We start from the raw sequence: 16,472 nt of genomic DNA, 5'->3' as shown, positions 1-16,472 counted from the left end.
CTGTGGATGACTGAAAGATGAAGAGTATTATCTTTGGCTATTATGGGAAACACCATAGAGTTGAAAGATTGTGTTCTCAATCTTTGTCCCCTGGATAATAATGAATGGGATACAGTTTACGCTGAAGCTCTTTACCGAAAGATAGAAGCGGATGCCTCCCTGCTTCAGCAGGGAGGCATCTGCGATTTTGTTGCTTTCGTCAGATCAGGAAGTTTTGTTTATTCTACGTTCCTTGATAACGGCGATCGCTTCACGACGGATTTTGCTTTTGCCGGTGATTGGGTCTCCGATATTTACAGCCGCCTTAACCGTTCCCCTGCCTTTCTGAACATCATTGCCATGGAGCCCGCTGAAGTGTATGTTTTTGAAAATAATGTTCTGGAAGATCTGTATAAACGAATTCCCAGGCTGGAACGACTGGGCCGGATATTGACTGAAAATGCATTCATGCGAATGGTCAGACAGACCCTGAACCTGCAGATATCAGACGCAACAGAACGGTACCTGAACCTGTTGCAGGAGCAGCCTCAGATCATACAGAAGGTACCTCTTTACCATATTGCCAACTATTTGGGTATCGCCCCGAAATCGCTCAGCCGCATCCGGAAAAACGTGGCAGGCAGGCATTGACCGGGAGAGGTCGGGTGCGCGATTGCCTCTTCTGAAATATTGCCCCTCACCAGACAGTACAGGACGGTTGCCGGTAGATTTTTATATAATTTCAACCTGCAGAACACTCGTTTACTTACCAATGTACCAGAAAACGCTGACACCGGATAGTGAAAAATTTCAGTTAAAAAGACTGCGTGATGGTGATGAAAGAGCCTTCGATTATTTCTATAGCCACTACAGCTTGCCCGTTTACCGGAAATTGCTCAAGATGCTCAAGGTGGAGTTTGTTGCGGAAGAGATCCTGCAAACTGTTTTTATCAAGGTTTGGGAAAAGCGTGATCTGATTGATCCCGAAAAGGGAATGAAAGGATATGTTTACCAGATTGCCCAGAACCTGGTACATGATTTTTACCGGAAACTTGCCAGGGAACAGGAATTGCAGGAGCAGGTAAGATATGCCGTAGATGAAGTGACGGAAGACGCCGGCGCTCATTTGCTTCTTAAAGAAACCAATGAGCTCCTGGAGATGGCTATCGAGCAACTTCCCGAGCAGCAAAAGATTGTTTTCAGGCTTTGTAAACAGGAAGGCAAAAGCTACGACGAAGTTAGCCAGATGCTGGGGATCTCAACGTCTACCATTAACGGACATATTGTGAGGGCAACCAGGAAGATCAAAACCTTCATGTTCAAAACCCACCACATTTCCTATGGCCTCGCCTTGCCGGCCTTCCTGCATCTGATTCAAAAGAATCTGTAATCTCTATCTTTTCTTAAAATTTTTTCCCTCACAGTAGATGTCAGGTGATTTTAAAACGTATTAGCAAAAAAGGGGCTTGATATTTTGAAAGAGAACCATTCCATTTTGTATAAGAAATTTCTTAGTAATACCTGCAGTAAGGAAGACTTATCGGATCTTTTTCAGTTGTTCGGAACGGCAGATGAGAATTTACTGAGGGATCTTATCATGGAAGAATTGTTGTCAGCGGAAGCTGAGCTTCCTGCAAGCGCAAAAGAAGCAGATCGTCTCTACGCTGTTCACCATCAAGTCAAAACGGAGATCAGCCGGCGCAGGAACAGGATAAAGCGACTTATATATAAATCTAGTGCCGCTGCTGCGATCATAGTGGCGGTCACATCAGGCATCCTGCTCTGGAAGAACCCGGGTAAGAAACCGTATGCGGAAAAAGCGCAGACTGCAGTGAATATCAAACCGGGGGAATTTCAGGCGACTCTTACACTTGCCAATGGGAAAAAAATTACGTTGAAGAGATCAATGGCTGCCACAACGGCCAGGATTGGCCAAACAACCGTAAATGTGAGTCCCTCAGATGGTGTTTCCTATCAAAATAACGGAACCGGACGAGAATTAAACAACTCTACCAACACACTTGTTACCAGCCGTGGTGAGCAATCTCCGTACCCACTTGTACTTGCGGACGGCTCAAAGGTGTGGCTGAATGCCGCTTCATCCATTACCTTTCCCACGCAGTTCAGTGGTAAATCAAGGATGGTATCCGTTACGGGAGAAGCTTATTTCGAAGTGTCTCATAATAAATCGGCGCCTTTCAAAGTTCTTTCAGGCAGACAAGAGATCACGGTACTGGGTACCCATTTTAATATTAAGGCTTATGATGATGAGCATAACATCAGCACAACTCTGCTGGAGGGTAGTGTGAGGGTGAAGGATATGCCTTCGGGCGCATCAGGACTTCTGACACCTGGTCAGCAAGCTAAACTGGAGAGATCCAGTGGCAGTATGGCCATCGGAAAGGCAGACATGGAAGAAGTGGTCGCCTGGAAAAATGGCTTCTTTATGTTCAACGATCAAAAGATCACCAATATCATGAGGGCAGTAAGCCGCTGGTACGACGTAGACGTCGAATACAGGAATTTTCATAACAATGAGGAGAAGTTCGGAGGCACATTTTCCCGTTCCTCCAACCTGCCCGACATCCTGGGCAGTTTGCAGAGCCTGGGCCATGTTCAGTTCAGGATTGATAAACGAAAAATTATTGTCAGTAACTGATACCTATAAACAACAGCCACTATATACTACCTGAAAACTAACAATTAAATGGACAAACAACCAATGAAGAAAGGAGATGCTATAGAAAAAATGTGACCAGAAAAGCGAACTAAAACCAGGAACGCTCGAACCGCTCCTGGCTGATAAGCAATGCTATCAATTGATTAATTATTGCAGTTATCCACTAACACAATAAACTAATATTCAAATGTATAAAAATTTACTAAATTACTTTAGGTGGGATTCCTATGTAATTTCCAATCGTATCTTAAAAATGAAGCTCACGTGCTTTTTTATAGCTGTCGCCCTGATACAGGTGCGGGCGACGACATTAGCGCAGCGGGTTACATTGTCGGTTAAAAACGCACCGCTTTCTGCTGTAATTGCTCAGATCAAGATGCAAACGGATTACGACTTCGTTTACAATAATGCAGCTATAGAAGGTGCTAAACCCATTACTCTTGACGCACGTAACCTTGATCTGAAAAAGGTACTTGAGGAATGCGTAAAGGGACAACCTTTCGAATATCGTATTGTAAACAAGGTCATCTTGCTAAAACGTAAGGAAGAAGCTATACCCGGACACCCCTTAAACAATGTTTCTGCGGATCAGAAGGTTTTAGGGGTGGTAAGGGATTCTATAAGCGGGGAGCCCCTTCCGGGTGTATCAATCGGAATCGAAGGAACAACGCGGGGAGCTGTATCCGATGCCAACGGTGCGTTTACATTGACAGTTCCCTCGCCGGCCTCTGTTCTGATATTTACTTACATCGGCTATCATCGCCAGCGCGTACCTCTGAACGGAAAAACTGTTCTTGACATCCGGATATCTAAATCTGAAGCGAAGCTGAGCGAAGTCGTTGTGGTTGGCTACGGAACACGCGTAAAGGGAGCCGTTACCGGTGCCATTTCTTCGGTTAAAGCTGAAGTGTTTGAGAACAGGCCGACCACCAGTAGTTTCGATGCCTTACAGGGAACTATACCGGGCCTTACGATAGCGAAAAACAGTGGACAGCCTGGTGGTGGAAACTTCAACCTGAAAGTACGCGGGGAGTCGTCAATCAACGGCAACAAGCCTTTAATTCTTGTCGACGGAATTCCCGGGGATATCAATACGATCAATACCAATGATATTGCCGACGTTACCGTGTTGAAGGACGCTGCCGCGGCGATATATGGAGCGCGTGCAGGCGATGGTGTAATCATTGTAACAACCAAGCGCGGCAGAAAAGGACCTCCGGAGGTAAATTATACTGCAAATGCAGGTATTAAGACCCCTACCTACCTCAGAAAAATGATGAACACCCTGCAATATGCGGAATTTGCAGATGAAGGCTTGAGAAATACAGGTTTGCCCGGATTCCCCCAGGAGGTGTTTGATAAAATTAAAGCCAATGCTGCACCGGATCTGGATAAAGGATGGAATTATGGGGTGACAAATTATCCGGGATTTTATGGCTATACCGACTGGAATAAGGTAGTATATAAAAGTTCGTCCCAGCAGATTCATAACCTGGCCATTTCTGGCGGCGGAGAGAATAACAGTTATATGATGTCTGCAGGGTATAGAAGAGACAATGGTATCCTGCGGTTTGGCGAGAATAAATCAGATGGCTATAACCTCCGGATGAATTACGACTTTCGTATCGGCAATAAATTATCGGTAGAAACCCGGACAAATTTTGATAATACTAATACAAAAACACCTTCAGAAATTAACGGAGAGAGCCCTCTGAAAAATGTCACCAGGCAGTTTCCTTATGCTCCGGTGTATAACCAGGTGGGGCAGTTCTACAGTTACCAGGGGTATGCCAATCCGGCCGGATACCTGGAAGAAGGGGGAACCACTACGGATAATTTTTCACGGTTTGCAACGAACTTAAAAGCAGATTATTCTGTTCTGCCCGGCTTTAAACTTACGGGACAGGTAGCTGTCAGGATGGATTATCTTAATAGCACGGCAATTCATCCCACAATTATCCGGAGCAATTATACCGGAGGCATTCAGGATATCCGGAATACGCCGAACTCTGCCGGTTATACAAATAGCAAAACGCTGAATAAACTCTACCAGGTTTATTTTGACTATAATAAAGATTTTGGAACAGATCACCGGTTCAGTTTAACAGGAGGTGCTTCACTGGAACAAACGAATATTTCCGGACAGTCTACAACTGGATATAATTTTCCGAACAACAGCTTGTTTACACTGAACCTGGCTGACCGGACGAAAGTTGCTTATGCAAATTTTACAGGTAACCTGAGTGATCAGGCACTCGGGTCTTACTTTGGCAGATTAACGTATGGGTATAAAGGAAAATTGATCATGGACCTGACTGCTCGTGCCGACGGAAGTTCAAAGTTTGCGCCATCGGAACGCTGGAGCGCGGTTTTCCCGTCAGCTGCAATAGCTTATAACGTCTCAGAAGAAAAGTTCATTAAGTCGCTGAACGCGTTTGACCTGTTAAAATTGAGAGTGTCTTATGGTAAGATGGGTAACCAGGAGATCGGAAATCTGGGACTTTATGATTATATCCCATTAATATCTCTAAGTGGTAATTACCCTTTAGGTTCGCCGAATGCAGGCCTTACCGGAGCTAACGCCAATCCGGCTTCTTCTGACAGAACATGGGAAACAATCACCAATAAAAATATTGGTCTCGACCTTGCTTTGCTGAATTCAAGACTTGCCTTTTCTTTCGATTACTATAACAAGATCAATGACGATATGCTGGTGAATATAGCAGTGCCGGCAACCTTCGGAGCCACACCGCCTTCCAGCAATCAGGGAAAATTGGTGACGAAGGGTTTTGAATCTATTGTGACGTGGAAAGATAAGATCGGAGACTTCCGGTACAGTGTTTCTCTGCAGCTGAGTGACAGCAGAAATGAGCTGGTTGAGCTGATGAATACTGATTCTTATGGAGAAGGGATGGTCAGAACCCGCAAAGGGTATGCCCTCAATTCTTACTTCGGATATGTTTCTGAGGGTATTATCAGGACCCAGGCCCAGCTGGATGAATATAAGAAACTTCAGGGTGTACCGGCGCGGGTTTCTATCGGCGACATGATGTATAAGGACGTAGACGGAGATGGGAAGCTTACTGCTTTCGGCGATAGGAGCAAGGGGCTTGATGGTGATATGATATACCTCGGTAATGTTACCCCGAGATACTCTTATTCATCTAACATTAACCTTGCATATAAACAATTTGATTTTCAGGTATTCTTACAGGGAGTTGGCAAAAGAGATGTGATTTATGAAAGTAACATCAGCAGGCCTAATACCTTCTTCTGGCCTTCGCTGGCATATTTTTATAACAAAACTTACAGTGCTGACCGGCCCGATGCTGAATTTCCAAGATACCTGCCAGGGAATTTAGGATGGGACGATGTGGGAGGGTATAATTACCGTGCATCTACGAAAACCATACAGAATGTTGCCTATCTGCGCTTTAAGGTTATTACAGCCGGGTATAACCTGCCGGATGCTTTTGCCCGGGCTATCAAAATGAAATCTGCCCGCATCTATGTGAGCGGCCAGGATCTGTTTACCATTTCAAAAGGAACATTTGGCGGCAACTTCGATCCTGAAGACGGTTACCGCCAGGAGGGCACTTATCCCTTCAACAGGGTTTATTCGATGGGTTTAAATGTTAAATTTTAATGAAACAGGGTATGAAACGCAGATATTTAAATCGTTATAAAATAATAAGTAAGGAAACCCTTGTAGTCTCCTTATTGCTGATGTCTATTCTTTGGAGCAGTTGCCAGAAGGACCTGAACCTGGTATCGCAGGATAGTATTACGGATGCCACATTCTGGAAAACAGGCGCTGATTTTAAGCTGGCTGCTAACAATCTTTATAACGGGCTTGACAGGTTTGGCGAAGAGGATACCGAATCCGATATTGCATTTAATGTGCCAAATTCGGTAAGTAACGGTCAACTGGTTCCGCCCGAAACATCCGATACATGGAATTCTTGCTACGGATACATCCGGTCTGCTAATAATATCTTAGAAAAAGGTGCAGGAAGCGAGGATGTTGAGATTAAAAGGTATGTAGCCGAAGCCAAGTTTTTCAGGGCCTGGTATTATTGGAAACTACTCAGAATATACGGGGGAGTGCCGCTCATAACCAGGGTGTTAAAAACAAATGATCCCGAATTGTTCGCTCCCAGGTCGGGCCGTACTGAAACTGCTGACCTCATACTGAAGGATCTTGACGAAGCGAAAAATGATCTGCCTGTTCAATCGGATATCTCTTCATCTGATATTGGAAGAATCACTAAAGGAGCGGCTCTGGCCCTGGCTTCGCGGGTAGCGTTGTTTGAAGGAACCTGGCAGAAATCAAGAGGCGGTGCAAATGCTGTTAAATACCTGGATGCAGCAGTGACGGCCTCGTTGGCAGTGATCAACAGCAATGCCTACAGCTTGTACACCGGCAGCGGTGCACAAAGTTACCGGTACTTGTTCCTGGAAGCGGGGGATGACTCTAAAGAATCCATACTCGACCGCCGGTATGGCAGGAATATCCTTGGACACGATGCCCCCTATATGTACGACCAGGATGGCTATAATCCGACCCGTAAACTCGTGGACCTATATCTTGATAAAAATGGGTTGCCCATCACTACACCGGGTACTGTCTTCCACGGTTACGGCACTTTTACCTCTGAATTCCAGGAGCGGGATCCGCGGATGACACAGACGATGATCATCCCGGGGACCTTAACCAACCGGGTGTTTTTCCCGGTAACGAAAGTTGCTAACTGGCCGGATGTTCCCCAGCGTAATTATAATACCGGCTACATCCTGTACAAATACATGTCGGAAGATCCTGTGGCCAATAATTCGGGCCGGGAAGGGGATAATAGTTTGTTTGATTACGACAGGCATCTTATCCGTTATGCTGAAGTGCTTTTGAATTACGCAGAAGCAGTTTATGAAAAGAATGGATCAATCAGCGATGCCGATCTTAATATATCGGTCAACAAGCTGCGTGACCGGGTCGGAATGCCTCATCTTACTACGGCCTTTGTGACGGCGAATAACCTCAGCATGCAAATGGAGATCCGGCGCGAAAGAACGGTAGAACTGGCGCTTGAGGGTTTCCGCTACGATGATCTGCGCAGGTGGAAAACTGCGGAAACGGAGTTGCCGCAGGACATTAAAGGTATTAAAATAACTGGAACGGACTGGGCCGGACGTGCACCCTATAACGATCCGGGCTATGCCGGTAAAGTAGATGCGAACGGTTTCCTCATTGCCGAAAAGGGTAGAAGATTCGATCCCGCAAAAGATTACCTTCAGCCGCTGCCGACCAGAGAGGTCGCATTTTACCAGGCGAACGGCCACACCCTTGAACAAAACCCGGGATGGTAATGCACGTAAGGAGACAGGGATTCCTGTCTCCTTAATTACACACGATAAATATTTTTGCAATGATCCATAAAAACACACATTTCTTTCTGCTGATTGCATACTGTCTGTTTGTCCAATCCGGTGTATTCGCCCAGCGGACAAAATTATCCCCTCAACCTGAGCCCAAAATTGTCAATATCGTTAATTTCATCCGGGAAATTGAACCGCGTGACGGCAATATCACGAAGGATGTTCTGTACGAAACTGTTGTCAACCAGATCAAGCTAATGAAGAAATACCATCTGGGCGGCACCTTCTTACTTCAATATGATGCGCTTATTGATAAACGTTATCAGGATTTGCTGAAATCCCTGCCCGAAGACGAGTTTGAGATCGGCGCGTGGTGGGAACTGCCGCAGCCGCTGATCGAGAAAGCCGGCATCAAATGGCGGGGAAAATATGCATGGGACTGGCATTCCGATGTTGGATTTTCGGTGGGTTACACGCCTGCTGAGCGAGAAAAGATCATCGATGTTTATTTCCATGATTTTAGGGAGGTTTTCGGACATTACCCGAGGTCGGTTGCTTCATGGGTGATCGATGCTCATTCTTTGGGTTACATGTACGATAAGTACAAGATCGTTGCGTCTGCCAACTGCAAGGACCAGGTAGGTACCGACGGCTTTACTCTTTGGGGCGGTTACTGGAACCAGGCCTATTACCCAAGCAGGCTGAATTCTTATATGCCCGCTCAGCACGCTGAAAAGCAGATTCCTGTTCCCGTGTTCAGGATGCTTGGAAGTGATCCGATCAGGCAATACGCTGATGGCCGGACGGTGACTACCCTCGAACCTGTATACAGTCATGCCGGGGGAAATGAACAGTGGATAAACTGGTTCTTCGGAACTTTTTCCGGCGACCCGTCACTCGGGTTTAATTATACGCAGGCAGGCCAGGAGAATTCATTCACCTGGGAGGGAATGAAAAAGGGGCTGGAAATTCAGATGCCCATCATTGCCCGTCTCCGCAGTGAAGGCAAGATCCGGGTTGAAACGATGAAATCATCCGGAGAATGGTTTAAAAAGACCTATAAGGTGACTCCAGCCACTACCTTTACCGTAAGCCGGGACCTCGGCGAAAGTGATAAAAAGACCATCTGGTATAACAGCCGCTTTTACAGGCTCAACTTGCTTTGGGAGAATGGCAGTATGAGGATCACAGACATTCACTTGTTTAATGAAACAGTGCCGGATAAATATCTGAAAGACGTCACCACCATTAACCAAAGCTTCTTTTACACATTGCCGGTGGCAGATGGCTTTCAATGGGGTAAAGCAGGTAAGCCTGAAGGGTTTCGTTTGATGATGAATGAAGGCGGCCGCGAAGTCCCCGTAAAAGGTGGCGATCCGGTCTTTAAGAATATAAGTAAAACGAAGGCGCTCGCTTCATGGCCGGCGGGTTCCGGTAGTTTCGAGATTACAATGGACGAGAAATCGATAACCATTGCGGCGAAAAATAATCCCCCCGTCAACTGGTTTCTCGACCTTTATGTGGCCGGGAACGCTGTAACCGCTTTTAAAGAAGTTTCCGGAGAAGGCGCCCAATATGAGTTCGATGGTCATCGTTATCAATTGCGGGCAACGCATGGCTCGATAGAGAAAACGGATAACGGCAGTTTGTTCCGCATCAGACCCAAAGGCCAGCGTATTGTGTTATCTCTGGCAGATTTGTAGGATATGCTTTATAGTGTGATTTTATTCCTGCCAATGCCCGGGCTTCAGCGACTATTTGAAGCCCGGGCATTGACAAACCTGTAAATTTATAATGTATAATATGAAAAAATATTTCTTTATCCTGTTCTGCTTGTTGCTGTTATCGTCCTTCAGGGAGAGAGAATTAACCTGGCTCGCAATCGGCGATTCAATTACATACCTGAACGATCATCCGGATGAAACCGGAAACCGGGTGAAGAAAGGATATCTTACACGGGTAACAGAAATGCTGCCCGGTCTGCGATATATCAACCAGGGTCATAACGGTTGGACATCAGGTGCTATCGCGCAGGAAATCGGGAACCTCGGCCTGGTCAGGGCAGATATATACACTGTTTTTTTAGGAACAAACGACTGGTGGCAAGGCAGGCGGGTTGGACAAATGGAAGATTACCAGAACGCTGCCGGTAATGAAACTGTATACGGTTCGTTCCGGATCATCGTGGATAAAATCCGCCAGTTGAATCCGGCTGCCAAGATTGTTTTGGTCACCCCCATGCAGCGCAACGACTTTGTTTATATCGCGGACCCCAATAACAACGCATTTGGTTCCTATCAAAAAAAGAATGATCAAGCGCTGGAGGAATTCGCTAATGCCATTATTTCGATTGGTGAATATGAGAAAATTCCAGTTGTCGACCTGCATCACCATCCATTGCTCAGGATGAAAAACCTTGTCAACTTTAAGCGCCTGAGAGATCCTGAAAAAGGTGGATATAAAAATTACAGATTCCCCCAATCCAGCCGGGTGCCGTTCGATCCTATGAAGGATGAGTACCCTTATCCTCCCGCTGCCATCAATCTCACTTATGATGGCTTACATCCTTCAGATAAGGGAAATGCTATTATTGCGGAGTGTCTTGCAAAAACCTTTAAACGACTGGGACTATGAGAGGATTGAACTAATCTCCTAAGTTCCTTTAGCATTTTAAGAAAACCCTGTCACTGTACCCTTCATGCCTTTACTCCCGCCGTGCAGATTCTCATAATCTCCTAACATTGCCGGGGATTCTTTTCTATTTTAGCCATCTATCACTATCTTTGATTTGCAGTGGTTGCTTTTATTCGTATTGACTGTGTTAAGGTTTAATAGTTAATTTGTTACTTGTAAGAAGCGATATTTTTTGCTGCTGCCGGCATCTGTTGCTTCTTTTTGCAACATAACTTATCAGTGAAGCCGAATGTTATTCCATTGAACAATTATAAATATGTTTAACTACGATGGACTTTCAGAGAAAGAACTTATCTGCCTTCTTCAGGAGGGTCATGAAGGTGCTTTAAGGTCGCTTTATGATATCCATGTTAAAAAACTGCACTATTTCATTTTGAGGACCGCAAAGTCGCGGCAACTGGCGGAAGATGTAGTTCAGGATGTTTTTATTAAAATATGGGAAACCCGTTTACTTATCGATCCCCAACAACCCTTTAAAACTTATCTCTATACGATTGCCAAACGCCATCTGCTCAACCTGCTGAAACGTCTGCAACATGAAACCGGGATTCTCGAAGAAATCCGGAAATACATGGATCCGGTTGAAAATACCACCGAGTTGCAGATCGAATATGCCGAAAGTAACTTGTTGCTTGCCGAGGCGATCTCTAAACTTCCGATCCAGCGCAGGGAAGTGTTTATCCGCTGCAAGCTTCAGGGCCTTTCTTACAAGCAGGTTGCTGCCGAACTGGATATTTCTGAAGGGACTGTAAATAACCAGATGGTGAAAGCGCTCAGGTCGATCAGGGAGTATATCACTTTTAAAAATACCATTGTTTCGTTACTGATATTCTTCATGAATAATTGAATTCATAACCACTTGTGTCAGGTGCTTTACAATTTTTTATTTTCACGATATATGTAAAGCCTCTGCCATTTGTATAAGTAAGAAAAGGCCGTAGTGGATAATTCAATTAAAAACCTGTTTCTGAAATACATCAATAATCAATGCAGCCGGCACGAGCTGGATGAAGTGATTTCACTAATCAAGGGTGGCGCTCACCAGTCGGAATGGGAGGCAGCGATTTCAGAAGATGCCAGGCATACCGACAGGCTTGACCAGGAAAGCGACATGACAGAGGCGGAGACCGACCGAATTTATAAACGGATTGAAAATAAGTTATTTCTGCCGGAACACACCGGTACGGCTGGTTTCCGAATGAGGGTAGTCAGGGTATGGCAGACCGTTTCCGCCGCTGCTGCTGTTATCATTATTACCTCGGCCGTGTTTCTTTTCTTCAACAACCGGAAAGGTAGTACCAATTCATCCTCCGTTCATATTGCCGATGTTCGTCCAGGCGGGAATAAGGCATTCCTGACCTTAAGTAACGGAAAGAAAATATCGCTTACCGATGCCGCTAACGGAAATATTGCCGTACAGCCGGGGATAAAGATTTCAAAAACCGCCGAGGGCCAGATCATTTACACCGCCCAAAAGATGCCATCGGGCATGAATGCGGAGCAATACAATACGATCGAAACTCCCAGAGGAGGTCAGTATCAGATACGTTTGCCGGATGGCACTGCCGTCTGGCTGAATGCCGCTTCCAAACTGATATACCCGGTGAATTTCCGGGGAAGCCGGGAACGCAGGGTGCAACTTGAGGGAGAGGCATATTTTGAAGTAGCAGGGGATAAGGCTCATCCTTTTGTTGTGAAAACAGGCAGGCAGGAAGTGACCGTTCTGGGCACTCAATTTAATATTAACGGTTATAAAGAAGAAGCGGTGATCAACACCACCTTACTGGAAGGCCGCATACAAACCAGGAACTTAAATTCCGGCCAGTCTCGTATATTATCTCCCGGACAGCAGTCGAGCGTTGTTAAAGGCGGCAGAGACATTGACGTGATGAATGTGAATACTGACAATATTATCTCATGGAAAAATGGATACTTTATATTCAATAACCAGGATATTATCAGTGTAATGAAAGTGATAAGCAGATGGTATGATGTCAACGTCGAATATGAGGCGGTGGATACTGAAGAGAAGTTTGGAGGCACCTTTTCCCGTTCTTCGGAGCTTAACGATATTCTCGAAGTGCTTAAAAAACTGGGAAAGGTGGATTTTAAAGTAAAGGGGAGAATAGTTGTAGTATCAAACCAATAGAAAACCGACTAATAAATTAACCAGTTGATTTTTTTAAGAAAGGAGGAAAATTATCAGAAAGAAGATGAAATAACTAGTAAGACCAAGGGAAGGTGGAAGCTCCCCTGGTCCTCAGCAAGGCTGAGTCAGGCACTTTTAATAGATTCAACTGCAATAAATCTAAATTAAAACCCGACATTCAAATGTATAAAAAATTTACTGAACCCCATTTCAGGAGGGACTCCTGTGCGCGTTCAAATCTCATTCTAAGATTAAAATTTACCTTTATTTTGCTGATTTCTGCCCTTTGTCAAATAAGAGCGGAAGGGTTTGCACAAAAGATTACGCTGACGGTAACCAACGCACCGATAACGGAAGTCATCGCCCGGATAAAGAAGCAAACGAAGTTCGACTTCCTGTATAACAACACCATCCTAAAGGAGGCGAAACCCATTTCTATCCGGGTGAAGGATCAGGATCTTATGAAGGTTCTCGATCTGTGTTTTGAAGGGCAGCCCCTCCGGTATGAAGTCAGGAACAACATTATTTTCATAACAAAGAAGACAGAGGTCAAGGCTGTTAAGCCGCCTGCCTCTACATTGCAGGTGCTGGAGGTGACGGGAACAGTAAAGGATGGCTCAAGCGGTGAAACCTTACCTGGCGTCACCGTTAAAGTAGAACGCGCACGTCAGGGAACCAGCACCGATGCAAACGGAGCCTTTACTCTTAATGTTCCCGACCTGAATGCTGTCCTTGTCGTTTCCTACCTGGGATATGAGACACAGCGGATCTCTTTAAACGGGAGAAGAAGTATTGAGATCAGGATGGCGAAATCTGATACTAAACTGGAGGAAGTCGTAGTGGTTGGATATGGAACGATGCGAAAGTCTGACGTGACCGGCTCGATTGCTATTGCCAAAGGTGCTGATATGGTCAAGTCTCAAAATTTCAGCCCCTTAGACAACCTGAGAGGCAAGGCGGCCGGTGTCAATATTTTTTCTAATTCCAGTCAGCCAGGTGCCTATGCCAACCGCGTGATCATCCGGGGGACAGCAACAATTAACTCTTCTTCGAATCCGCTTTATGTGGTAGATGGTGTCGTAATGGAAGATTTTCATTTGCTGAACCCCAATGACATAGAGCGTATCGAAGTGTTGAAAGATGCTTCGTCTGCCGCCATTTATGGTGCCCGGGGCGCCAATGGTGTCATCCTGGTGACTACCAGGCGGGGCAATAAAGATGGCCGCAGGACGATCAGTTACCAGGGATCTGCCGGCCCAAGCTCTGCCCAGCGTTATATGGACCTGCTTAATTCGCAGGAGTGGGTAGACGCATTCATGATCGGTCTGGAAAATGAAAACAAGTGGCAGGGTAAGAACTGGTCGCTGAATAAAGCCACCTGGTTTAATGACCCCAATTACTTCGATGCCAGCGGGAATCCATTGTATAACACAGACTGGCAAAAAGAAGCTACCCGGATTGCCTGGTCGCAAAATCATCAGCTCAATGTTCAGCAAGGGGATGAAAAATCTTCTACTGGTGCCTTTTTGAACTATTCTAACCAGCAGGGCATTGTGCAAAATACCTATAATAAGAGAATCAATGGTAAGCTGGCTTACGATAGCCAGGTAAAAGACTGGTTGTCGGCCAGTATTAACCTCACTGCTAATCATACCTGGGGGCGGTACACACCTGAAGACGGCGGCGGCCAGGATGCGCGCCGGACGATGATTGAAATGCTTCCCTGGCTGCCGGTCCGTCAGCCTGACGGAAAATATACCTCTTCAGCCTCCTCCACGGTGGCAAGTGTTCTGGGCTTCGAAGGTATGGCGAATCCTGTTTCTATTCTGGACCTGCAGAAACGCATGCGCTACAATACACAGATCTTTGGAAACGCTGCCCTGACCTTTCACCTGATGGATGGTCTGGATGTGAGGACCCAGTTTGGTATTGATAACCATAAAAAGGCTTACAAAGGATATTCGTCTATCACATTAAACAATATTTCCATGCCGAACGGATGGGCGGAAATCAACCATACGGACGTGCTGTACTGGCAGGAGGAAACATACGTGACCTATAACAAAACCTTTGGGAAGCACCGCGTAAACGGGATGGCTGGATTGTCCTGGCAGGAACGCACTTATAACTATGACGGAGGCAGAACGGAAGGCTTCACCAGCGATTTTTTCGAGTGGTACAATATGGGGGTAGGAAGCATTCCGTCTTCGCCATACTCTGATTATACCAGGTGGGCGATGAATTCCTATTTCGTTCGGGCTGCTTACACCTATAACGACCGGTATTCTGCTACTGTTACGGGGCGGTATGATGGGTCTTCGCGGTTTGGAGCCAACAACAAATACGCCTTTTTTCCTTCGGTAGGGCTTGCCTGGAACCTCTCGAATGAAGACTTTCTGAAGGATAATGCCCTGATAAATAACCTGAAACTGCACACCAGCTATGGAATTACCGGGAACTCGGAAATTGATCCCTATAAGGCCCTGGCGAATGTAACGTCAGGAACTTATCTGTTGAACGGGGTGCGGGCGCCTTATTCCTATATCAGTACCATGCCGAACGATGACCTGAAGTGGGAAAAAACGAGAACCTATGACGCTGGTTTTGAGCTGGGCCTTTTAAACAGCCGTCTCAACTTCGATATTTCCTATTACAACCGTAAAACGACCGATCTGCTGCTGGATGCACCTTTGCCAAACTCCACTGGTTTTGCTTCTGTGATGAAAAATATCGGCTCTGTGCGCAATCAGGGCGTGGATATTATGATCAACGCGACACCTTTAAAGTCAGAAAAGTTTACGTGGAATACCACGTTGAATGCCAACTTCAATAAAAATGAAGTGCTCAAATTGGGCGAGAACAACGAAGACATCACGGTTCTTGGCTGGGTAGGAGGGCCAAACGGTATTATCCGGGTAGGAGAGAACCTCAACAGCTTCTATGGCTATAAACGTAACGGGATCTATACGGTTGAGGACTTTCAGGGCGGGGTTATCCCGATGGATAAGATCGGGCGGCCGAACCGGTCTGCCAAACAGGAAGTACTGGGGCAGGGGGTTCCCGATTGGTCAGGCAGTTTTATTAATACATTGAAATACGGTAATTTCGATCTCACCCTCGATTTGCAGTTCGTTTATGGCGTGGAAACCCTCCAGCAGTTCTTTCACTCTACCTACGACCGCTTCGGAATAACCAACGGCCTGAAGGAGATCCTGACGGATGCCTATAACGGAGCAAACCCCGGTACGATGCAGCAGGCAATTTATCTGACGAACAGCGGGCATGCGGGCCAGGATACTAACGTAGACTCGCGCTGGGTAGCAAATGGTTCATATCTGCGTGTAAACTTACTGCAGCTTGGATATACATTTTCGTCGGGACTCGCAAAAAGAATGGGCTTTTCGGCTTTGCGCGTTTATGCCAGTGCCAATAATCCATGGTTGTTCACATCCAAAGATTTCAAAGGCTATGATCCCGAAAGTACATCACAAATCACTTCAGGAGAGGCTTATAAATTCGGACAGAATGTAACGTTTTTTTCTTACCCAAGAGCTAAAACGTTTTTATTGGGAGTAAACCTTACTTTATAATCAAACG

Annotated in this window: 10 protein-coding genes; all 10 read left to right on the top strand. The window is 45.8% G+C overall.

Annotation, left to right across the window (positions count from 1 at the left end; all coding sequences use genetic code 11):
* Positions 1-42: 42 nt before the first annotated feature.
* The 10 genes from DDR33_RS11900 to DDR33_RS11855 all read left to right on the top strand — a co-directional run bounded on the left by DDR33_RS11900 (position 43) and on the right by DDR33_RS11855 (position 16,465).
* Positions 43-630 carry a Crp/Fnr family transcriptional regulator gene (locus DDR33_RS11900; protein WP_109416021.1) on the top strand — a complete coding sequence of 196 codons (588 nt, stop codon included), beginning with the start codon at positions 43-45 and terminating at the stop codon, positions 628-630.
* Positions 631-751: 121 nt separating this feature from the next.
* Complete coding sequence (locus DDR33_RS11895) at positions 752-1,369, top strand: RNA polymerase sigma factor (protein ID WP_109416020.1); 618 nt, start codon at positions 752-754, stop codon at positions 1,367-1,369.
* An 84-nt stretch (positions 1,370-1,453) separates the two neighbouring features.
* On the top strand, positions 1,454-2,638 hold the full coding sequence (locus tag DDR33_RS11890) for a FecR family protein (protein WP_146198756.1): 1,185 nt from the start codon (positions 1,454-1,456) through the stop codon (positions 2,636-2,638).
* Positions 2,639-2,912: 274 nt separating this feature from the next.
* Complete coding sequence (locus tag DDR33_RS11885; protein WP_158280726.1) at positions 2,913-6,305, top strand: TonB-dependent receptor; 3,393 nt, start codon at positions 2,913-2,915, stop codon at positions 6,303-6,305.
* An 11-nt stretch (positions 6,306-6,316) separates the two neighbouring features.
* Positions 6,317-8,023: a RagB/SusD family nutrient uptake outer membrane protein gene (locus DDR33_RS11880; RefSeq protein ID WP_158280725.1), complete on the top strand. Its 1,707-nt coding sequence runs from the start codon at positions 6,317-6,319 to the stop codon at positions 8,021-8,023.
* Between the two features lie 59 nt (positions 8,024-8,082).
* Positions 8,083-9,735 carry a hypothetical protein gene (locus tag DDR33_RS11875; RefSeq protein ID WP_109416016.1) on the top strand — a complete coding sequence of 551 codons (1,653 nt, stop codon included), beginning with the start codon at positions 8,083-8,085 and terminating at the stop codon, positions 9,733-9,735.
* A gap of 100 nt (positions 9,736-9,835) precedes the next feature.
* The gene (locus tag DDR33_RS11870; protein ID WP_109416183.1) at positions 9,836-10,666 is read left to right on the top strand and encodes an SGNH/GDSL hydrolase family protein; all 831 of its coding nucleotides are present in this window, start codon (positions 9,836-9,838) and stop codon (positions 10,664-10,666) included.
* A gap of 316 nt (positions 10,667-10,982) precedes the next feature.
* Positions 10,983-11,573 (top strand): RNA polymerase sigma factor, encoded by a 591-nt coding sequence (locus DDR33_RS11865; RefSeq protein ID WP_109416015.1) that lies wholly within the window; start codon positions 10,983-10,985, stop codon positions 11,571-11,573.
* A gap of 93 nt (positions 11,574-11,666) precedes the next feature.
* On the top strand, positions 11,667-12,875 hold the full coding sequence (locus DDR33_RS11860) for a FecR family protein (protein ID WP_109416014.1): 1,209 nt from the start codon (positions 11,667-11,669) through the stop codon (positions 12,873-12,875).
* Positions 12,876-13,057: 182 nt separating this feature from the next.
* Positions 13,058-16,465 (top strand): TonB-dependent receptor, encoded by a 3,408-nt coding sequence (locus DDR33_RS11855; RefSeq protein ID WP_109416013.1) that lies wholly within the window; start codon positions 13,058-13,060, stop codon positions 16,463-16,465.
* Positions 16,466-16,472 lie beyond the last annotated feature (7 nt).

Source organism: Pararcticibacter amylolyticus (assembly GCF_003130405.1).
Taxonomy (GTDB): domain Bacteria; phylum Bacteroidota; class Bacteroidia; order Sphingobacteriales; family Sphingobacteriaceae; genus Arcticibacter; species Arcticibacter amylolyticus.
The sequence above is the reverse complement of the archived record's forward strand: the minus strand, read 5'-3'. Positions and strand labels throughout refer to the sequence as shown.

Coding starts and splice junctions, on each gene's coding strand:
- DDR33_RS11870 (WP_109416183.1), top strand. CDS start 9,836: ATGAAAAAATATTTCTTTATCCTGTTCTGCTTGTTGCTGTTATCGTCC.
- DDR33_RS11855 (WP_109416013.1), top strand. CDS start 13,058: ATGTATAAAAAATTTACTGAACCCCATTTCAGGAGGGACTCCTGTGCG.
- DDR33_RS11865 (WP_109416015.1), top strand. CDS start 10,983: ATGTTTAACTACGATGGACTTTCAGAGAAAGAACTTATCTGCCTTCTT.
- DDR33_RS11885 (WP_158280726.1), top strand. CDS start 2,913: ATGAAGCTCACGTGCTTTTTTATAGCTGTCGCCCTGATACAGGTGCGG.
- DDR33_RS11895 (WP_109416020.1), top strand. CDS start 752: ATGTACCAGAAAACGCTGACACCGGATAGTGAAAAATTTCAGTTAAAA.
- DDR33_RS11900 (WP_109416021.1), top strand. CDS start 43: ATGGGAAACACCATAGAGTTGAAAGATTGTGTTCTCAATCTTTGTCCC.
- DDR33_RS11875 (WP_109416016.1), top strand. CDS start 8,083: ATGATCCATAAAAACACACATTTCTTTCTGCTGATTGCATACTGTCTG.
- DDR33_RS11880 (WP_158280725.1), top strand. CDS start 6,317: ATGAAACGCAGATATTTAAATCGTTATAAAATAATAAGTAAGGAAACC.